17 protein-coding genes are annotated in these 19,059 nt (G+C 68.4%); 11 read left to right on the top strand and 6 right to left on the bottom strand.

The annotated features are described in order from the left end of the window. Positions 1 to 22: 22 nt before the first annotated feature. A complete protein-coding gene (locus ACPTTF_RS36200) occupies positions 23 to 1,183 on the bottom strand; it encodes an NAD-dependent formate dehydrogenase (protein WP_423372333.1) in 1,161 nt (386 codons plus the stop codon). Positions 1,184 to 1,420: 237 nt separating this feature from the next. Between ACPTTF_RS36200 and ACPTTF_RS36195 the strand changes: the two genes are divergently transcribed. Next, the gene (locus ACPTTF_RS36195; protein ID WP_423372332.1) at positions 1,421 to 2,953 is read left to right on the top strand and encodes an FAD-dependent oxidoreductase; all 1,533 of its coding nucleotides are present in this window, start codon (positions 1,421 to 1,423) and stop codon (positions 2,951 to 2,953) included. 59 nt (positions 2,954 to 3,012) lie between these two features. Continuing rightward, on the top strand, positions 3,013 to 3,390 hold the full coding sequence (locus ACPTTF_RS36190) for a DUF5594 family protein (protein ID WP_423372331.1): 378 nt from the start codon (positions 3,013 to 3,015) through the stop codon (positions 3,388 to 3,390). Positions 3,391 to 3,439: 49 nt separating this feature from the next. On the opposite strand, the gene ACPTTF_RS36185 is transcribed toward ACPTTF_RS36190, so the two are convergent. After that, complete coding sequence (locus tag ACPTTF_RS36185; protein WP_166959627.1) at positions 3,440 to 3,658, bottom strand: DUF6566 family protein; 219 nt, start codon at positions 3,656 to 3,658, stop codon at positions 3,440 to 3,442. Between the two features lie 230 nt (positions 3,659 to 3,888). Here ACPTTF_RS36185 and ACPTTF_RS36180 point away from each other — a divergent pair, with 230 nt between their 5' ends. Next, a complete protein-coding gene (locus ACPTTF_RS36180) occupies positions 3,889 to 4,527 on the top strand; it encodes a MarC family protein (protein WP_423372330.1) in 639 nt (212 codons plus the stop codon). Positions 4,528 to 4,799: 272 nt separating this feature from the next. Here ACPTTF_RS36180 and ACPTTF_RS36175 read toward each other — a convergent pair whose 3' ends face one another. Further along, entirely contained in the window at positions 4,800 to 5,474 is a 675-nt protein-coding gene (locus ACPTTF_RS36175; protein WP_423372329.1) for an HAD family hydrolase, read from the bottom strand. 227 nt (positions 5,475 to 5,701) lie between these two features. Here ACPTTF_RS36175 and ACPTTF_RS36170 point away from each other — a divergent pair, with 227 nt between their 5' ends. The 4 genes from ACPTTF_RS36170 (at position 5,702) to iaaH (ending at position 10,046) form a co-directional block, all read left to right on the top strand. Continuing rightward, positions 5,702 to 6,913 carry a sugar transporter gene (locus ACPTTF_RS36170; protein WP_423372328.1) on the top strand — a complete coding sequence of 404 codons (1,212 nt, stop codon included), beginning with the start codon at positions 5,702 to 5,704 and terminating at the stop codon, positions 6,911 to 6,913. A 428-nt stretch (positions 6,914 to 7,341) separates the two neighbouring features. Then, the gene (locus tag ACPTTF_RS36165; RefSeq protein WP_423372327.1) at positions 7,342 to 7,776 is read left to right on the top strand and encodes a hypothetical protein; all 435 of its coding nucleotides are present in this window, start codon (positions 7,342 to 7,344) and stop codon (positions 7,774 to 7,776) included. After that, positions 7,773 to 8,486 carry a helix-turn-helix transcriptional regulator gene (locus ACPTTF_RS36160; RefSeq protein ID WP_423372326.1) on the top strand — a complete coding sequence of 238 codons (714 nt, stop codon included), beginning with the start codon at positions 7,773 to 7,775 and terminating at the stop codon, positions 8,484 to 8,486. Before ACPTTF_RS36165 ends, ACPTTF_RS36160 begins: the two co-directional genes overlap by 4 nt. Positions 8,487 to 8,588: 102 nt before the next feature. Next, complete coding sequence (iaaH, locus tag ACPTTF_RS36155) at positions 8,589 to 10,046, top strand: indoleacetamide hydrolase (RefSeq protein ID WP_423391204.1); 1,458 nt, start codon at positions 8,589 to 8,591, stop codon at positions 10,044 to 10,046. A 275-nt stretch (positions 10,047 to 10,321) separates the two neighbouring features. Here iaaH and ACPTTF_RS36150 read toward each other — a convergent pair whose 3' ends face one another. From ACPTTF_RS36150 to ACPTTF_RS36140, 3 genes are all read right to left on the bottom strand, one after another. Beyond that, on the bottom strand, positions 10,322 to 11,503 hold the full coding sequence (locus tag ACPTTF_RS36150; protein ID WP_423372324.1) for a helix-turn-helix domain-containing protein: 1,182 nt from the start codon (positions 11,501 to 11,503) through the stop codon (positions 10,322 to 10,324). 143 nt (positions 11,504 to 11,646) lie between these two features. After that, positions 11,647 to 12,774, bottom strand: coding sequence for an NAD(P)-dependent alcohol dehydrogenase (locus ACPTTF_RS36145; protein ID WP_423372323.1), 1,128 nt, complete (start codon positions 12,772 to 12,774; stop codon positions 11,647 to 11,649). 14 nt (positions 12,775 to 12,788) lie between these two features. Further along, positions 12,789 to 14,261: a benzaldehyde dehydrogenase gene (locus ACPTTF_RS36140; RefSeq protein WP_423372322.1), complete on the bottom strand. Its 1,473-nt coding sequence runs from the start codon at positions 14,259 to 14,261 to the stop codon at positions 12,789 to 12,791. Between the two features lie 673 nt (positions 14,262 to 14,934). Between ACPTTF_RS36140 and ACPTTF_RS36135 the strand changes: the two genes are divergently transcribed. From ACPTTF_RS36135 to benB, 4 genes are all read left to right on the top strand, one after another. After that, entirely contained in the window at positions 14,935 to 16,071 is a 1,137-nt protein-coding gene (locus ACPTTF_RS36135) for a muconate/chloromuconate family cycloisomerase (RefSeq protein WP_423372321.1), read from the top strand. A gap of 52 nt (positions 16,072 to 16,123) precedes the next feature. Beyond that, positions 16,124 to 17,068, top strand: a complete 945-nt coding sequence (gene catA, locus ACPTTF_RS36130; RefSeq protein ID WP_423372320.1) for a catechol 1,2-dioxygenase — start codon at positions 16,124 to 16,126, stop codon at positions 17,066 to 17,068. Positions 17,069 to 17,181: 113 nt separating this feature from the next. After that, positions 17,182 to 18,540, top strand: a complete 1,359-nt coding sequence (locus ACPTTF_RS36125; RefSeq protein ID WP_423372319.1) for a Rieske 2Fe-2S domain-containing protein — start codon at positions 17,182 to 17,184, stop codon at positions 18,538 to 18,540. Next, positions 18,537 to 19,025, top strand: a complete 489-nt coding sequence (gene benB / locus ACPTTF_RS36120) for a benzoate 1,2-dioxygenase small subunit (protein ID WP_423372318.1) — start codon at positions 18,537 to 18,539, stop codon at positions 19,023 to 19,025. The genes ACPTTF_RS36125 and benB overlap by 4 nt, the downstream gene beginning before the upstream one ends. Positions 19,026 to 19,059 lie beyond the last annotated feature (34 nt).

Raw genomic sequence — 19,059 nt, 5'->3', positions numbered from 1 at the left:
GTATCGTGCGCGGCGCCGGGCGTCACGTCAGCCGGTACGACTGCGCGCCCGTTCCCGCGAGCGTGCCGCCGTCGACGATCAGGTATTCATTGCGGATCGGCTTGCCTTCGAACCAGCATTGCAGGATCTCCAGCGTGCCGGCCGCATAGCGTGCCTGCGCGGACAGCGACGTGCCGGAGATGTGCGGTGTCATCCCGTTGAACGGCATCGCGCGCCACGGGTGATCGGCCGGCGCCGGCTGGGGGAACCACACGTCGCCGCCGTAACCCGCGAGATGCCCGGACGTGACGGCATTCACGACAGCGTCGCGGTCGACCAGCTTTGCGCGCGCGGTGTTGATCAGGTACGCGCCGCGCTTCATGCGCGCGATCATCGCCGCGTCGAACAGGTGCTCGGTCGACGGGTACAGCGGGATCTGCAGGTTGACGATGTCGACGGCGCTCGCGAGCGACGCGGCATCGGCGTGATAGGTGAGCGCGAGTGCCTGCTCGACCGATGCGTCGAGCCGGTGGCGCTGCGTGTAGTGCAGCTGCAGGCCGAACGGCTTCAGCCGGCGCAGCACGGCGAGCCCGATGCGCCCCGCGCCGACCGTGCCGAAATGCATGCCTTCGACGTCGTAGCTGCGCGACACGCAATCGGCGATGTTCCAGCCGCCCTGCTGCGCGATCGCATGCGACGGCAGGTAGTTGCGCACCAGCGCGAGCGTCGTCATCACCACGTGCTCGGCCACGCTGATGCTGTTCGAGCCGGTGACTTCGGCGACGGTGATGTGCGCACGCGCGGCGGCGTCGAGATCGACGTGATCGGAGCCGATGCCTGCCGTCAGCGCGAGCTTGAGCTTCGGCGCGCGGGCGATCCGCTCGGCCGTCAGGTACGCGGGCCAGAACGGCTGCGAGATCACCACGTCCGCTTCGGGCAGCCGGCGCTCGAATTCGGAATCGGGGCCGTCCTTGTCGCTCGTGACGATCAGCGTGTGGCCGTGCGCTTCCAGATAGCCGCGCAACCCGAGCGCGCCGGACACCGAGCCGACGAGTTCGCCGGGCCGGAAGCCGGGCGGGCCGGCCGGCGTCGGCGCGGTTTGCCCGTCCGCGTAGTGCGTGATGACCGGAATCGCATCGCGTACGTAACGCGGCGGATAGCCGTCGACGGGATCGGGGTAGAGCACGCACAGGATGGTGGCCATCGGGTAGCACTCCTGGTGACAGGGTGAAGGGGCGGTATGCGGATTGCTCAGGAGGCGCGATGTGCCCAGCAAGCAGCCGGCGTGTTGCGCCGCAATGTTGATGACGTTCTACGCCCGTCATGGCTCGCGTACAAGCTACAGTCGGTGTTTGCGTGCGCTGCGGGGGCGTCTGTACCTGTTCTTTTCATGGGGGACGCCGATAATGGGATCGTTACCTGACTCTGCGGGAGCGACGTCATGTCCGGAAGCGATTCCTCGTCTTCACGCCCCGATCTCACGCAAGGCGTCGCGCTCGACGATCTCGCCGACGGCGCGATGATCGAGGGCCATGTCGGCGACGCAGCAGTGCTGCTCGTGCGCCGCGCCGACGAACTGTTTGCCGTGGGCGCGCAGTGCCCGCACTACGGCGCGCCATTGGCCGACGGCCTGCTGGAGGGCGACACGATCCACTGTCCGTGGCATCACGCAGCGTTCTGCCTGCGCACGGGCGAACTGCTGCGCGCACCGGCGCTAGACGGCCTGCCGTGCTGGCGCGTCGAACGCCGCGATGGCCGCGCCGTCGTGCTCGATGCTCGGCCGGCCGCCGCGCCGCCCACGCTGGATGCGGCCGGACTGCCCGCGTCGGTGGTGATCGTCGGCGGCGGCGCCGCCGCGATCGCGGCCGCCGTGACGCTGCGGCAGGCGGGCTATCCGCACCCCGTCACACTGCTCACCGCGGATGCCGATCCTCCGTACGACCGGCCGAACCTGTCGAAAGACTATCTCGCCGGCACGGCCGACGCCGACTGGCTGCCGCTGCGCGCGCCGTCGTTCTACACCGACCATCGGATCGACGTGCGGTGCGGCACGCGTGTCGCGCGGCTCGATCCCGCGCAACAGGCGGTCGAACTGGCCGACGGCAGCCGCGTCGGGTACGGTGCGCTGCTGCTGGCAACGGGCGCCGAGCCGAACCGGCTGACCGTACCCGGCGCGGATCTTCCGCACGTGTGCGTGCTGCGCTCGCGCGCCGATTGCGATGCGCTGATCGGCAAACTGAAGACGGCACACCGCTGCGTCGTGGTCGGCGCGAGCTTCATCGGGCTCGAGGCGGCCGCTGCGCTGCGCACGCGCGGGGTCGACGTGCAGGTCGTCGCGCCCGATGCGCATCCGATGGCGCACGTGCTCGGCGAAGCGCTCGGCAGCACGATCAAGGCACTGCACGAGTCGCACGGCGTCGTGTTCCATCTCGGCGCGACGCCGGTGCGGATCACGCCGGACAGCGTGACACTGTCGACCGGCGACGTGCTGCCGGCCGATGTCGTGGTGGTCGGCATCGGCGTGCATCCGAACGTGGCGCTCGCGCAGGACGCGGGGCTGGCCGTCGAGCGTGGCGTGACGGTCGACCGCTTCCTTCAGACGAGTGTGCCCGGCATCTACGCGGCCGGCGACATCGCGCGCTGGCCCGATCCGCTGACGGGCGAGCGCATTCGCGTCGAGCACTGGGTCGTTGCCGAGCGGCAGGGCATCGTCGCGGCGCGCAACATGCTCGGCCAGCAGCGCCCGTTCGATGCGGTGCCGTTCTTCTGGAGCCAGCATTACGACCTGACGATCAACTATGTCGGGCATGCGGAGCAATGGGATCGTGTGGAGATCGACGGCGACCTCGGCGCGCACGACTGCTCGATCGCGTACTGGCGCGGCGACACGCGGCTCGCGGTCGTGACGATCGGCCGGGATCTCGACAGCCTGAAGGCGGAAGCGGCATTCGAGCGGCAGATTGCAGCCGCGTGACAGACGCGCACCCGCCGCGTAACAGCGGTGTGACGACATGATTCGAACCTGGAGGCGAGATGAGTCCCGAAGTCCGTGCACGTTTCGAAACCGAGTTCGCGCCGCGCGTTGCGGCGCGCGTGCTCGGCCTGTATCAGCCTGGTGAAGTGCGCGTGAACGTCGTGCCGCACAACGGGCAGGGGAGCCCGACCTGCGTGGACGTGATCGGCCTCACATCGACGGTCGGGCTGCCGAACCGGCTGAACGCGCGGCTTGCGTGGCGTGACGATGCGATCGATGCGTTGCTGGCCGAGCCTGACCGTAGCCGCTTCGACCGCTATCTCGCGGCGCTGCCGGTCACGATCGAACGCTGGCAGATGGCATTGCCGGTCGACTTCAGTACGCGGACCCAGCGCGACCGCGAGATCCTGATCGGCGATCTCGATTTCGATGCGTGAAACGTGCGGTGTGACGCTGGCCGGCGATGCGCCGATGAACCGCGCGACGTTACCGGTCGCGCGTCTTGACGATCACGCGGCCCTGGTCGATGCCGCCGCGCAGCGCTTCGTCGCACGTGAGCCATTCGGGTGTGACGAGCTCGGGCGCGGGCAGGTCGACCGGCGCGCCGTCGCGGAAGATCCGCACCTGCGCGACCCACGCGCCGTTCGCGTTGCGCGTCGCGTCGACGCGAATCTCGTGATCCATGAAGGTGTCGGTGGCTTGCATCGGTCGGGGCCCTCCGTCGTGCTTGAACGCGGTGCGTCGATCGTAGCAGCATGGCGCGCGAAGTGCGCCGGAAACGAAGCGGAACCTGTGCGCGAATCGACACGCGAATCGACACGCGAATCGACGCGCAAATCGACGCGCAAATCGACACGCAAATCGACACGCAAATCGACACGCAAATCGACACGCAAATCGACATGCACATCGACACATGAGACGGGAGCGAACCTGTGGCCTTCGACCTGACCTTTTCGATCAAGGTGTTCGCGGCGCTGTTCGCGATCATGAACCCGATCGCGAACATCCCGGTGTTCCTGTCGCTGACCGAAGGTGCGGCGGATGGCGTGCGCCGCAAGGTCGCGCTGACGGCCGCGATCGGCGTGACGGTCGGCTGCATCGTGTCGGCCGTCGCGGGTGGCGCGATCCTGCACGTGTTCGGCCTGACGATCGACGATTTCCGCCTCGCGGGCGGGCTGCTGGTGCTGCTGATCGCGCTGTCGATGCTGCACGGTGCGCCGAGCCGCCAGCATTCGCCGGGCGACGACGAAGGCGCCGACCCGGCGGCGGCCGAGAGCGTCGCGATCTATCCGCTGACGATCCCGCTGCTCGTCGGCCCCGGCACGATCGCGACGATGATCGTGCTCGGGCACAGCGCGTTCTCGACCGGGCAGGAACTCGCGTTCGCGCTCGGGCTCGTCGCGTTTCTCGTGTTGCTGGCCGTTTCGTTACTGTCCGCGCCGCTGATCGGCCATTACCTGTCGCCGCGCGTCACGGCGGTGACCCAGCGCCTGATGGGGATGATCCTCGCGGCGATCGCGATGCAGATGATCGTCGCGAGCCTGAAGGCCGCGTTCGGGTTGCCGCATTGAGGCCCGCCAGTTCGGCATGCGCGAGCGCTTTGTTCGAGCTACATCCCTGTTCGCGGTCTTTGCGTGGCCTATCCTCTGCACTACGCTGCTCGCGGGCGTCGCACGTGGCCGCTATCTGATCGACAAGCGCATCGACGACGATTGAGCCGCTCGGTAGTCGCGTGTCGTGACGGCGTGGCGTGGCCTCACGTTGCGCAAACGCGCAACGGCCGTTTGCGGCCGGACGAAACCGGCGGCGATCCCGCGCGGGTGCCGTCGGCGAAGCGGGCGGTTCAGGGGCGCGCCGCAATCTCGTCGAGATGCCACAGCAGATCGGCCGGATCGTCGTACACGCGCAGCGCGCCCGCGCGTTCGAGTTCGTCGCTGCCGTATCCGCCCGACAGCAGCCCGACGCCGAGCGAGCGGCAGCGGGCAGCAGCCAGCATGTCCCAGATGCTGTCGCCGACCACGACCGTGTGTTCGATCGGCACGTTCAGTTGCGCGGCGGCGGTCAGGAACAGGTCGGGGTCGGGCTTCGCGTACTTGACCTGGTCGCGCGTGACCACGACGTTTTTCGCCGGATCGACGCCGAGCGCCTCGAGATTGATGGCGGCCGTTTCCATCCGCCCGCTGGTCGCGATCGCCCAGCGAATGCCCGCCGTCGACAGCGCGGCCAGCAATTCGCGCGCGCCGGGCAGCGGCCGGACCTGCGCGCGCAGCCGCTGGTACGCGGCCGCATGCAGCCGGGCGAGCCGCTCGACGCGCTCGGCGTCGAGGTCGCCCGACGTCTCGCGCAGCAGCTGATTCAGGAACAGGCCGCCGCTCATGCCGATCTTGCGGTGGATCCGCCACACCGACAGTTCGATGCCTTCGGCATCGAGCGCTTCCTTCCACGCGAGCACGTGCTGATAGACGCTGTCGACGAGCGTGCCGTCGAGATCGAACAGAAAAGACGTTTCAATGCGCATGTGAATCTCCTGGTCCGGTGACAATCGGGCGAAGTGTCCGCAAAAAATCCTGGTCGACACATTATCGGCGCACGGCCGTGTCATCGCCATGTCCCGCCGCCGTGCCGTGCCGCGGCGTGTCATGTGCCGCTGGTACAATCGCGCCGATGCGCCGGGCCCGGCCTTCTTCATCGGGGCCGCGCCATACGCACCGTACGCCCCCAACCCTCGTCTCGTCGATTCCACGCATGGCAACACCGGACGCCATCAGTTCCAGGCACTCGTGGTGGGGCGTACTGGCCCTGGCACTGACCGCCTTCATTTTCAACACCACCGAATTCGTGCCGGTCGCGCTGCTCAGCGCGATCGGCGGCAGCCTGCAGATGAAGCCGACCGCCGTCGGCCTGATGCTGACGATCTACGCGTGGGCCGTTGCCGTCGTATCGCTGCCGCTGACGTTCGTCACGCGTCACGTCGAGCGTCGCAAGCTGCTGGTCGGCGCGTTGCTGGTGTTCATCGGCAGCCACATCGTGACCGGCGTCGCATGGAATTTCACGGTACTGATGATCGGCCGGCTCGGCATCGCTTGCGCGCATGCGGTGTTCTGGTCGATTTCCGTCCCGCTCGCGGTGCGGCTCGCGCCGAGCGACCGCAAAAGCCGTGCGCTGAGCCTGATCGCGATGGGCTCGGCGATCGCGATGGTCGCCGGCATTCCGCTCGGGCGCGTGATCGGCGAGGCGTTCGGCTGGCGCGTCACGTTCCTGATCATCGGGGGCGCCGCGGCCGGTGCGGCGCTGTTGCTGCGCGCCACGCTGCCGGTCCTGCCGAGCCAGGGCGCCGGGTCGCTGAGCAGCATCGGTGTGTTCCTGCGCAAGCCCGCGCTGGTGGCGCTTTATGCGATCACCGTACTGGTCGTGACCGCGCACTTCACGTCGTACACGTACATCGAGCCGTTCGTCCAGAGCGTCAACCACGCGAGCAGCAGCCGGATCACGTACGTGCTGATCCTGTTCGGCATCGCCGGCCTGCCGGCGGCGATCTGTTTCAATCGCGTGTACCCGCGCGAGCCCGACAAATTCCTGCTCGGGTCGATCGTCGCGCTGGCGGGATGCCTGCTGATCCTGTTCCCGTGCGCGCTGAACATCGTCACGCTGTCCGTGCATACGCTGGTGTGGGGCGGGGCGATCGTCTGTTTCGGCCTGGCCATGCAGGCGTGGGTGCTGAAGCTGGCGCCGGAGGGAACGGACCTGGCCGTGTCGATCTTCTCCGGGCTGTACAACGTCGGCATCGGCGCCGGTGCGCTGATCGGCAACCATATCGCCGGTGACTTCGGGCTGCCGTGGGTCGGCACCTTTGGCGGTGTGGTCGGCGCGGTTGCGGTCGGGATCGCGTGGCTCGCATTGCGCCTTCACGCGAAGCGGGCGGTAGCGGAGCCAACAATAGCCACCGGCGGGCAGTGAAGGCGGCATGGCTCGAGGCATTGGCTTCCCGTGTGAACAGGGGGGCGCGAACCGATAGCGCGCAGGCGGTTCGCACAGTCAGTTCGAGCTGTCGGTTCGCGCGGTTGGGTCGGTTATGCAACGATGAGCGGTCACGGCATGCCGGATCGCGCTTCAGGTGTCATGCAACCGAGTAGCCGCCGTCGGCCACGTGCGCATGCCCTGGCACATAGCTGAAGTTCGCCAATCCGACGGGCTGGGCGCCTGATATCGACGGCATCGACGGCATCGGTGCACCGGCCAAGCAGTAACGTGCGCGTGGCCCGGCGACCCTGCCACGGGTGACCGCGCCCTTCGCAGGAACACATGCGGAAAGCCGACATAATGCGGCATCATCATGGTGCCGCCGCACCCGCACGCGGTGCCCGATATTCGACTGGAGACCCTGCATGCCGATAGCCCGGATTGAAACCCGCGACGCGATGGGCGACCCCGACGAGGTCTATCTGAACCCGCACCACGTGCTGTGGATGTCGCTGCCGAGCGCCGCGCAGCGGCGGCCGGGCGGCATGGCCATCCGCGTGGACGACCGCGTGAAGGGCGGGTCGTTGCTGATGGCCGACCATCCGCCGGCCGCCCGGCTCCTTCAGGATCTCGGCCCGTTCGTGACGGTGACGCTGGCGAACCCGTCGTCCGACTATCCGGACGGTCTCGTGCATATCCGCGCGCATGCGATCGTCAAGATCGCGACGGACAACGATGACAAGCCGCTGGCCGAGCGCACGCTCGGCTGGGTCCATGTCCACGACGGCTCCGCTTTCAAGGTCAGGAATTACGCCGCCGTGGCCGCGCAATGGCAGGCGTCGGTCGCGGCGGCGTCATGAACCTTTCCGTATCCGATATCACGCCGGAGGAACTCCGGCTGTTCGGCGACATCGTCTCCCGCCTCGAGGAACTGGGGCCGGTCGTCGACGTGAGGACGGTCGTGCTGCCCGCGATCACGCAACTGATGCGCGCGGATTTCGCCGCGTCGTTCGATTGCGACGAACAGACCGGCCTGTGGTGCAACGGGTTCTCGTACAACGTCGATCCGTTGCAGATCGCGCGGTACGAAGCGTGGTTCCAGCATATCGACCCGGTCACGTCGCAATTGCGCGCGCGCCGCGTGGCGACCTGCGTCGACGAGGTGGTGAGCCGGCGCGAGCTGGAACGGACCGAGTTCTACAACGATTTCCTGTGCCGCGACGGCATGCACCACGGCATCAACGTCTACGCGTTCGACGGCGCGACCCACGTGGGCGACCTGCGCATCTGGCGGGCGCAAGGGCGGCCCGATTTCACCGAACGCGACAAGCTGCTGCTGAACGGCATCGAGCCGTTTTTCCGGCGCGCGCTGCTGCGGCGGCGTCACGCGTGCGCCGGGCTGACCGATCGCGAGAGCGACGTCGCGCGGCTCGTCGCCGCCGGTTATACCGACAAGGACGTTGCGCGCACGCTCGGTATCGGGCTGTCGACGGTCCGCACGCATCTGCGGCGCGTGATGGCGAAGAAGGGTGTCGCCAACCGCGCGAGCCTGGCGGCCGCATTGGCGTGACCGGCTGCGCGGCCGTCGGCCGGGGTCATCCATTGTGATGATGGGCGTCAAAATCGGCGCATCCTACCTTGTGACGATCCCCCGTGACGAGGAACGACGACGATGCCCACCCTGGGACCCCTGACGCTCACCGAAGCCCGGAACGCGATCCTGCGCCGGGAATTTTCCTGTGTCGAATACGCGTACGCGTTGATCGAGCGGCACGCACGCTGGCGCTACCTGAACGGCTTCACGTGCGTCGACGATGCGCGGCTGCTCGCCGAAGCGGCACGCTGCGACCGCGACCTCGCGACGTCGGCCACCCCGCACGCGCTGCTGGGCCTGCCGATCGCGATCAAGGACAACATCGACACCGCCTGCCTGCCGACCGGCAACGGTACGCTGGCGCTGCACAACCGCGTGCCGCCGCAGCATGCGCCGGTCGTGGCGCGGCTGCTGGCGAACGGGGCGCTGATCGCCGGCAAGGCCAACCTGCACGAACTGGCATTCGGCGTGTCGGGCAACAACCGCGTCACCGGCGCGGTACGCAACCCGTACGACTTCAACCGGATTCCGGGCGGCAGCAGCAGCGGCTCGGGCGTGCTGGTCGGCGCGGGCGTGGTGCCCGCCGCGCTCGGCACGGACACCGGCGGCTCGGTGCGGATTCCGGCCGCGTTGTGCGGCGCCGTCGGCCTGCGGCCGACCGTGGGGCGCTACCCGTCGGGCGGCGTGGCGCCGATTTCGCGCACGCGCGACACCGTCGGCCCGATCGCGCGGTCGGTCGAGGACATCGCGCTGCTCGACGCGATTCTGTCCGGCACCGGCGTGCCGACGTCGATGCCGACCCGCAGCACGACGCGCCCCGTGCGCCTGGCGGTCCCGCGCACGACGTTCTGGCGCGGCCTCGCGCCGGACGTCGACGCGGTGGCGAATGCCGCGGTGGCAAAGCTGGAGCAGGCGGGATTCGAGTGCGTCGACCTCGACCTGAACGACTATCCGGGGTTCTTCGACGACGAGCCGGCCATCATCGCGATGTACGAATTCCGTTCGTCGATGCACGCGTATCTGGTCGAGAACGGCTACGACCTGTCGGTCGACGACATCGTCGCGAACGTCGGAAGCCCGGACGTCGCGCAGATCGCCCGCCATATCACCGGCCCCGGCGGTATCGGCGAAGCGGCTTATCGCACCGCGCTCGACCGGCGGACGCGTTCGCGTGCGGCGTACCGGCAGTGCCTCGCCGACAGCGGCGCTGATGCGCTGGTCTTTCCGACCACGATCGCGACCGCGTGCCCGATCCCGTCGGGCGACACGATGATGCTCAACGGCGAGCCCGCCTCGGTGTTCTCGACCTACATCCGGAATACCGAGCCGGGCAGCAATGCGGGTGTACCGGGCATGACCGTCCCGGCCGGCCTGACGGCAACCGGGCTGCCGGTCGGCCTCGCACTGGACGGGGCGGCCGACACCGATCGCGAACTCATCGCGGTTGCGCTGGAGGTCGAGCGGGTGCTCGGGCGGCTGCCGCTGCCGGACGACGGATTTGGGGTCGAGGGCAAGCTGGCCGGGTACCCGGGCTGACACCATGCCGCCGGGCCACCGAGCCGCCGGGCCGCTGCACCGCCGTGTCGCCGCGCCGGGGACGTGGACGGGCCGGCGGCTGAATCGCCGAAGCAGGCAGCGCTCGCCGCGAAGCCGGCCGGCATGCACGACCAGCGGATTCCCGTGACGCCGAACTGCCGTGGATCGGCACCTTGGGCGGTGGGGGCGGCGCGGTCGCGGTCGGGATCGCGTGGTTCACGTTGCGGCCGCATGAGAGGCGGGCGGTGGCGCAGGCGCTATCGCCGCACGCAATATCAAGGCGCGCCGGCGTTCGTGATTCCCGCTGCATCGAGCTGCCTGAGCTTCGCATACAGCGTGGTGCGCGAGATGCCCAGTTGCCGCGCAGCGGCCGACACATTGCCGTCGTGCTCGTCGACCGCACGGCGGATCGCGTCGAGCGACTGCTCGTGCAGGCTTGCCTGCGGGCTGGCGGCCGGTGCCGTGCTGCACACGTCGGCGGCGTCTTCCAGCGCATCGGATTGCCGCCGCATCGTCGCCCGATCGAGCGGCGCGCGCACGGCCCGCACCCAGACGTGACTGCCGTCGTCGCGCGCGATCCGCTGCGGCGTACGCGCCGGTGTCAGCAAACGACGCTGCTGCGCGGGCGTCGCGCCGGGAAAGAGTTGTCGGAGATCGCGTGGTTCGATCGGCCCGGCAGGCGCGAGCTCGAGCATCTGCCGCGCGAGCCGGCTCGCCGCGCGCACGCGGCCCGCCTCGTCGAGTGCGACGACGCCCGCGAGCGGCGTGCCGAGCCAGCGCGGATCGTACTGCACCTGCAGCAGATGGCAGTCGCGCAGCATCGCATACAGCCGCTGCTCGGCGGACAGCGCCGCATGCCGGAACCGTTCGCGCAACTGCACGACATTGCGCCGGCCGATACCGGTGATGTCCAGCGCGCCGATCACTTCCCCGTCGAAACCGACCAGCGGCACCGCGAGACAGAACACGCGCGACAATTCGTCGAGATAGTGCTGGGCGCCCGCGACGACTGCCTCGGTGCCGTCGTGAATCACGCAGCTCGGTGCGGTCGTACCGATGTTCGGCTCGACGATCCGGCGCCCGGCGACGATCGGCGTCAGCAGCGTGTCGTCGCAATGCGGGCTGCGCCGCGCGTGGACGATCGTGCCGCGCGGATTGACGCAGAAGATCGTCCACTCGCTGCCGCCGAACGCGGCCCACAGCTGCTCGATTTCCTGCGCGACGCAGCGGGTCAGCCGCCGGTCCGCGCGCGACGCGTCGAGTTCGCGCTGCATTTCGTAGCGGGCGGTTTGCCACGGCCGGAGCCCGGCGTCGCGCGAACGCAGCCACGAGCGCGCGACGCCGGCCGGCAACGCCGTTTCCGGCAGCGGCTCGCCCGCCGCGAAGCGGGCGCGGAGCCGGGCCAGGTCGAGGTCGAGGTCGACCGGCCGCGAGGGGGATTCGGGTGCCGTGTTCACGCTGCGCTCCATTGAGGGTCGAAGGTCCGGGCCGGGCGTACCGGCGCGGTGTGTCGCGCGAATGCGTAATATAGCCCGGCGCCCGAAGCGGGGTATTTTCCCGAAGGGGCGCCGCCGTGTGTCGCCGGGCGGTGCCCCCGCGCTCAATGCGGCAAACGCAGGATCGGCTTGAGCGTGATGCCGCTGCTGCTGTCCTCCGCGGCCTGGTTGATCTGGTCGAGCGGATAGAACTTCACCAGCCGGTCGAACGGAAACCGTCCTTGCAGATGCAGCTGGACGAGCTGAGGAATGAACGTTTGCGGCACGCTGTCGCCTTCGACGATGCCGCGGATCGTGCGGCCGCCGAGCAGCAGGTTGTTGACGTCGAATTCCGCCTTCGTCCCGAGCTTCGGCGCGCCGACCACGCCCATCGTGCCGCGCGAGCCGAGCGCTTCGATCCCTTGCGACAGCACGGCGGGCAGCCCGGTCGATTCGAGCGCGAAGTCGACGCCGCCGCCGGTGATCGCGCGGATCGCGTCGACGACATCGACTTCCTTGCTGTTGATCGTGTGCGTCGCGCCGAGCTCGAGCGCCAGCGCGAGCCGCGACGGCACGATGTCGACGGCGATGATGGTCGTCGCGCCGGCGACGCGCGCGGCCATCACGGCGCTCATGCCGACTGCGCCCGCGCCGAAACTCGCGAAGCTGCTGCCCGGGCGCACCGCGAGCGAATGGATCACCGCGCCGGCGCCGGTCTGGATCCCGCAGCCGAGCGGCCCGAGCAGTTCGAGCGGTGCTTCCGGCGGCACCTTGATCGCGTTGTTCTCGCGCGCGAGCGCATAGCTGGCGAACGACGACTGCGCGAAGAAATGATCGTGCAGCGGCTGCCCGTGTTCGTCGCGGATCGCGGTCTGTCCGTCGGCGTCGGCGCCGCCGAAATTCAGCCCGAAGAAGTGCCGGCAATACGCGCCGTGACCGCCGACACAGGACGGGCAGTGGCCGCACGCACCGTAGGTGAGCACCACGTGATCGCCCGCGGCGAGCGCCGTCACGTTCGGGCCGACCGCCTCGACCACACCGGCGCCCTCGTGACCGAGCACGGCCGGCAGCGGCACCGGGTAGTACTGGTCGCGCACGATCAGGTCGGTGTGGCACAGGCCCGTCGCGACGACGCGCACCCGCACCTCGTCGCCGCGCGGCGCGCGCAGGCGGGCGGACTCGATCGAGAAGGGCGCGCCGGCCGCACGCGCGACGGCCGCGGTGACGACGCGTGTATCGTTTTCGGTGTACATGTTCGGTCTCCTTGTCAAATCGGATACAGCGGCGCTTCGCCCTTGATCGTCAGCCACTGCCACTGCGTGAACTCCTCCCAGTTTGCCGCGCCGCCGATGCTCGATCCGTTGCCCGATGCACCGACGCCGCCGAACGGGTTGATCACTTCGTCGTTGACCGTCTGGTCGTTGATGTGCAGCAGCCCGGTGTTCAGGCGCTCGCCGATCCGGAGCGCCCGGCCGACGTCGGCGGACAGGATCGCCATCGACAGCCCGTATTCGGTGCGGTTCGCGAGCGCGATGGCGTCCTCGTCCGTATCGAACGGCACGACGACCGCGACCGGCCCGAAAATCTCCTCGTCGAACGCCGGGTTGCCCGGCGCGACGCCGCTCAGCACGGTCGGCTCGAAGAACAGGTCGCGATGGCCGCCGCCCGTCTCGACGCGCGCGCCCGCGCGACGGGCCGCGTCCACCAGGCTCGCCGCGTGGTCGAGCTGTGCGGCGTTGATCAGCGGCCCGAGGCCGACGTCCGCGCTCGCAGGATCGCCGACGCGCAGGCTTCGGGCCTTCTCGACGAGCTTCGCGACGAAGCGGTCGTGAATGCCGCGCTGCACGAGCACGCGGCCGGTTGCCATGCAGATCTGGCCTTGATGCAGATACGCGCCCCACGCGGTATTGGCGACGGCGCGCTCGAGGTCGGCGTCGTCGAGCACGATCAGCGAGTTCTTGCCGCCGAGCTCGAGCGACACCTTCTTCAGGTGGCGGCCGGCGGCTTCGCCGACCTTGCGCCCCGCCGCGGTGGAACCGGTGAACTGGATCATCGCGATGTGCGGATCGGCAACCAGCGCGGCGCCGGCCGCGCCGTCGCCGGGCAGGACGTGCAGCACGCCTTCCGGCAGGCCGGCGAGCTCGAACACGCGCGCGATCGCGACGCCGCCGCACACGGCGGTACGCGGATCGGGCTTCAGCACGACCGCGTTGCCCAGTGCGAGCGCCGGCGCGACCGCGCGCATCGCCAGGTACAGCGGGAAGTTGAACGGCGAGATCACGCCAACGACGCCGCGCGGGCGCCGCCGCGCAAGCGACAGCCGGCCGGCCGCTGACGGCAGCACTTCGCCGGCCGCGCGCGACGGCAACCCCGCCGCCTCGTGAAGCGCCTTGATCGTGACGGACGTTTCGAACGATGCTTTCGCGCGCGTCGATCCGCTTTCGCGCACGAGCCAGTCGACGATCGAATCGAAGTGTGTTTCCGCGACGGCCGCCGCGCGGCGCAGGACGGCCGCGCGATCGTCGTACGGCAGGCCGAACCACGCCGGCTGCGCGCGATGGGCGGCGGCTGCCGCGTCGGCCACCGCCGTGCCGTCCGCGAGGCCGAGGCGGCCGAGCGTGTTGCCGGTCGCGGGTTCGATCACGTCGGCCGCGTGCGGGCTGGCGTGCCAGCGTCCGTTGAAAGTCTTGCCGTGCCAGACGTCGGCGTCGAACAGTGCCGTGTTGCTGCTGCTATCCATGTACGCTCCTGATGAAATTCCGACTCGCCGGATCGGGCCTTGCATCGTCCCGACCGGCATGCGCGCGAGGGTAGGCGGCCGGGAGGAAGCGGAGCTATCCGGGTTTGTTCCCACCCGCCGCGCCCGCGCCGGTCGGTGGGGGCACGCGTCGACGTGTGCGGAAACTGAACACGCCGATACCGCCGGGCGAACGGCGTGTCGTTTCCGCCCTCACGGCGACAGGGACGCCAGGGACGCGCGCCGGCGAGCGAAACAGTAGGTGTCGCCGCACGAATCGGCGGGGCGTCGATATCCGCGTACCGACTTCCTTCCGATCCTTCACCGAAGTCGAAGTCGAAGTCGCAATCCGGAAGGCCAGCCACGCCGTTGTTCCATCAGGAAAACCCTGATCCCCTCCCGGCCGGCCGCGGATTTCGGCCGGATTCCCCGGCTCGGGGAGCCGCCGCGACACGCTCCCGCGCAAGCAGCGGCCCGAGCGCGCGCCCCCCGTGCCATCAAGCCTTCTGGCTCATATGCCTAGCCGAATCAGGTATGGCGCATCGCAATATTTCGCGTATCCAGTCTTATTTCAATACCTGTTAGGTATCGAAAATCACGCCCAAAAGTATTGGACGGTGCATTTGAGCGGCGCGTATAAATCCGTCCCATGAACTCCCCACACGCAGCGTGCCCCATGTCCTCCGTCACCATCGAACGTATCGAAACCCGCCTCGTCGACCTGCCGACGATCCGTCCGCACAAGCTGTCGGTGGCCACGATGCACGGCCAGACGCTGATGCTCGTGAAGGTGTTCTGCAGCGACGGCGTGACGGGCCTCGGCGAAGGCACGACGATCGCCGGCATGGCGTATGGCCCGGAAAGCCCGGAAGCGATGAAGCTGGCGATCGACGCGTACCTCGCGCCGGCGATCGTTGGCAAGGACGCGACGCGCATCCAGACGCTGATGGCGTTCCTCGGCAAGCTCGCGAAGGTCAACCACTTCGCGAAGAGTGCGCTCGAAACCGCGCTGCTCGACGCGCACGGCAAGCGGCTCGGCGTGCCGGTCAGCGAGCTGCTCGGCGGCCGCCGTCGCGATCGCCTGCCGGTCGCGTGGACGCTCGCGTCGGGCGATACGGCCACCGACATCGCCGAAGCCGAGCGGATGCTCGACCTGCGCCGCCACAACGTGTTCAAGCTGAAGATCGGCGCGAAGTCGCCGGAGACGGATATCCGGCACGTGGCCGAGATCAAGCAGGCGGTCGGCGATCGCGCGTCGGTGCGCGTCGACGTGAACATGGCGTGGAGCGAAACGCAGGCCGCGCGCGCGATCCCGGCGCTGGCCGATGCCGGTTGCGAACTGGTCGAGCAGCCGGTGGCCTCGGCCGCGGCGCTGGCGCGCCTGATGCGCCGCTTCCCGGTCGCGCTGATGGCCGACGAAATCCTGCAAGGCCCCGACAGCGCATTCGAGATCGCGAAGCATCACGGCGCGGACGTGTTCGCGATCAAGATCGAACAGAGCGGCGGCCTGTTCGCCGCGCAGCGCGTGGCCGCGATCGCGGATGCGGCCGGCATCGAACTGTACGGCGGCACGATGCTCGAAGGCGCGTTCAGCACGGTCGCCTCCGCGCACCTGTTCGCGAGCTTCGCGAACCTGCAGTGGGGCACCGAACTGTTCGGGCCGCTGCTGATCACCGAAGAGATCCTGACGCAGCCGCTCGATTACAGCGACTTCGAACTGACCGTGCCGGACGGCCCGGGCCTCGGCATCGAACTCGACGAAGACAAAGTCAGGCGTTTCACCCGCGACGGACTCACGAGAGTCGCGCGGTAGCCCGAGTCAGGCACAGCCGTCATTCCCCCCAAATACACGTGGAGACACCATCATGAGCGTCAAAGTTTTCGAAACCCGGGAAGTGCAGGACCTGCTGAAGGCCGCGTCGAACGCGGGCGCGGACAGCACGAAGGGCGGCAACGCGCGGACGCAGCAGGTCGTGCTGCGCCTGCTCGGCGACCTGTTCAAGGCGATCGACGATCTCGACATCACGCCCGACGAAGTGTGGGCCGGCGTCAACTACCTGAACAAGCTTGGTCAGGATGGCGAAGCAGCGCTGCTCGCGGCCGGCCTCGGCCTTGAGAAGTATCTCGACATCCGGATGGACGCCGCGGACAAGGCGGTCGGCCTCGACGGCGGCACGCCGCGCACGATCGAAGGGCCGCTGTATGTGGCCGGCGCGCCGGTGCGCGACGGCGTCGCGAAGATCGACCTCGACGCGGACGAAGGCGCGGGCCCGCTCGTGATCCACGGCACGGTCACGGGCCTCGACGGCAAGCCGGTCGCGGGTGCCCTGGTCGAATGCTGGCACGCGAACTCGAAGGGCTTCTATTCGCACTTCGACCCGACCGGTGCGCAGACCGACTTCAACCTGCGCGGCGCGGTGAAGACGGGCGCCGACGGCAAGTACGAATTCCGCACGCTGATGCCGGTCGGCTACGGCTGCCCGCCGCAGGGCGCGACGCAGCAACTGCTGAACGGCCTCGGCCGCCACGGCAACCGCCCGGCGCACGTGCACTTCTTCGTCGACAGCCACGACCACCGCAAGCTGACGACGCAGTTCAACATCGACGGCGATCCGCTGATCTGGGATGACTTCGCGTATGCGACGCGCGAGGAGCTGATCCCGCCCGTGGTCGGGAAGACCGGCGGCACGGCGCTCGGCATGAAGGCCGATGCGTACCAGGACATCGAGTTCAACTTTGTGCTGACACCGCTGGTGCAGGGCAAGGACAACCAGATCGTCCACCGCCCGCGCGCAGCCGCGACGGCGTAACCGCCTGACGGCGCGGCGCGCATGCGCCGCCGCCGGCCGGGTTCCCGCGAGATTCAACCGATACCGATGCGAGCGTGCTTGCAGGACGCGGCACGCGCATGGAAGGAGCCAACATGTCCGCCACGATCGACCAAGCCAACGACCTGGATCACCTGCTCGCCACTGCCGTGCAGGACGACAAGGAGGCCGGCGTATTCCGCTGCCGCCGCGACATCTTCACGAACGCCGAGCTGTACGAGCTCGAGATGAAGCACATCTTCGAGAGCAACTGGGTGTACCTGGCGCACGAAAGCCAGGTTCCGGACAACAACGATTACTACACGACGTGGATTGGTCGCCAGCCGATCGTGATCACGCGCGACAAGACCGGCGAGCTGCACGCGGTCATCAATGCCTGCGCGCACAAGGGCGCGATGCTGTGCCGCCGCAAGCACGGCAACAAGGGCAGCTTCACGTGCCCGTTCCACGGCTGGACCTTCTCGAACACCGGCAAGCTGCTGAAGGTGAAGGACGAAAAGACGACCGAGTATCCGGTGCAGTTCAACACGCACGGCTCGCACGACCTGAAGAAGGTCGCGCGCTTCGCGAACTATCGCGGCTTCCTGTTCGGCAGCCTCAGCGCCGACGTGCTGCCGCTCGAGGACTATCTCGGCGAGGCGCGCGTGATCATCGACCAGATCGTCGACCAGGCGCCGAACGGGCTCGAAGTGCTGCGCGGCAACTCCTCCTACATCTACGAAGGCAACTGGAAGATGCAGATGGAGAACGGCTGCGACGGCTACCACGTGAGCACCGTGCACTGGAACTACGCGGCGACGATGGGCCGGCGCAAGGAAGACGGCACCAAGGCCGTCGACGCGAACAGCTGGAGCAAGTCGGTCGCGGGCGTGTACGGGTTCGACCACGGCCACATCCTGCTGTGGACGCAGACGATGAACCCGGAAGTGCGGCCCGTGTACCAGCATCGCGATGAAATCAAGGCACGCGTCGGCGACGTGCAGGCCGATTTCATCGTGAACCAGACGCGCAACCTGTGCGTGTACCCGAACGTGTTCCTGATGGACCAGTTCAGCACGCAGATTCGCGTGGTGCGGCCGCTCGGCGTCGACAAGACCGAAGTCACGATCTTCTGCTTCGCGCCGAAGGGCGAGAGCGAGACCGACCGTACGGTCCGCATCCGCCAGTACGAGGATTTCTTCAACGTGACGGGCATGGGCACCGCCGACGATCTCGAAGAGTTCCGCGCCTGCCAGGCCGGTTATGCGGGCATCACGGCGATGTGGAACGACCTGTCGCGCGGCGCGCCGCTGTGGGTCGACGGGCCCGACGACAACGCGAAGAAGATGGGGCTGAACCCGCGCATCTCGGGCGAGCGCAGCGAGGACGAAGGGCTGTTCGTGTGCCAGCACGAACACTGGGTGCAGGTGATGCGCGATGCGCTGAAGAAGGAACGCGGGGAGGTGGCAGCATGAGCTTCGATTACCGGACCATTTGCGCGGCGCTGTATCGCGAAGCGCGCCTGCTCGACGATCGCCAGTGGGACGAGTGGCTGACCTGCTACACGGAGGACGTCACGTACTGGATGCCCGCGTGGGACGACGACGATCGGCCGACCGACGATCACCAGAGCCAGATCTCGCTGATGTACTACCCGGATCGCGGCGGCCTCGAGGATCGCGTGTTCCGGATCAAGACCGAGCGCAGCGGCGCATCGACGCCCGAGCCGCGTACCAGCCACAACGTGACGAACGTCGAGGTGCTGGCCGAGCGCGACAGCGAAGTGGACGTGCGCTACAACTTTCACACGCTGAACCACCGTTACCGCGTGACCGATCACTTCTTCGGCACGATGTTTGTCACGATGCGCCGGGCGGGCGATGAACTGCTGATCTCGCACAAGAAGATCGTGCTGAAGAACGACTACATCCGGCAGGTGCTCGACGTGTATCACGTCTGACACCCGTTGCCTTGTCATGAAAAGAAGTGGAGGT

It is taken from the genome of Burkholderia crassaminum, assembly GCF_964265005.1.
Lineage (GTDB): Bacteria > Pseudomonadota > Gammaproteobacteria > Burkholderiales > Burkholderiaceae > Burkholderia.
This window is presented reverse-complemented; position numbering and strand designations above follow the sequence as displayed.

Bases quoted from the DNA above. Each gene is read 5' to 3' on its own strand.
- ACPTTF_RS36200 (WP_423372333.1), bottom strand. From the start codon at position 1,183: ATGGCCACCATCCTGTGCGTGCTCTACCCCGATCCCGTCGACGGCTAT.
- ACPTTF_RS36195 (WP_423372332.1), top strand. From the start codon at position 1,421: ATGTCCGGAAGCGATTCCTCGTCTTCACGCCCCGATCTCACGCAAGGC.
- ACPTTF_RS36190 (WP_423372331.1), top strand. From the start codon at position 3,013: ATGAGTCCCGAAGTCCGTGCACGTTTCGAAACCGAGTTCGCGCCGCGC.
- ACPTTF_RS36185 (WP_166959627.1), bottom strand. From the start codon at position 3,658: ATGCAAGCCACCGACACCTTCATGGATCACGAGATTCGCGTCGACGCG.
- ACPTTF_RS36175 (WP_423372329.1), bottom strand. From the start codon at position 5,474: ATGCGCATTGAAACGTCTTTTCTGTTCGATCTCGACGGCACGCTCGTC.
- ACPTTF_RS36170 (WP_423372328.1), top strand. From the start codon at position 5,702: ATGGCAACACCGGACGCCATCAGTTCCAGGCACTCGTGGTGGGGCGTA.
- ACPTTF_RS36165 (WP_423372327.1), top strand. From the start codon at position 7,342: ATGCCGATAGCCCGGATTGAAACCCGCGACGCGATGGGCGACCCCGAC.
- ACPTTF_RS36160 (WP_423372326.1), top strand. From the start codon at position 7,773: ATGAACCTTTCCGTATCCGATATCACGCCGGAGGAACTCCGGCTGTTC.
- iaaH (WP_423391204.1), top strand. From the start codon at position 8,589: ATGCCCACCCTGGGACCCCTGACGCTCACCGAAGCCCGGAACGCGATC.
- ACPTTF_RS36145 (WP_423372323.1), bottom strand. From the start codon at position 12,774: ATGTACACCGAAAACGATACACGCGTCGTCACCGCGGCCGTCGCGCGT.
- ACPTTF_RS36140 (WP_423372322.1), bottom strand. From the start codon at position 14,261: ATGGATAGCAGCAGCAACACGGCACTGTTCGACGCCGACGTCTGGCAC.
- ACPTTF_RS36135 (WP_423372321.1), top strand. From the start codon at position 14,935: ATGTCCTCCGTCACCATCGAACGTATCGAAACCCGCCTCGTCGACCTG.
- catA (WP_423372320.1), top strand. From the start codon at position 16,124: ATGAGCGTCAAAGTTTTCGAAACCCGGGAAGTGCAGGACCTGCTGAAG.
- ACPTTF_RS36125 (WP_423372319.1), top strand. From the start codon at position 17,182: ATGTCCGCCACGATCGACCAAGCCAACGACCTGGATCACCTGCTCGCC.
- benB (WP_423372318.1), top strand. From the start codon at position 18,537: ATGAGCTTCGATTACCGGACCATTTGCGCGGCGCTGTATCGCGAAGCG.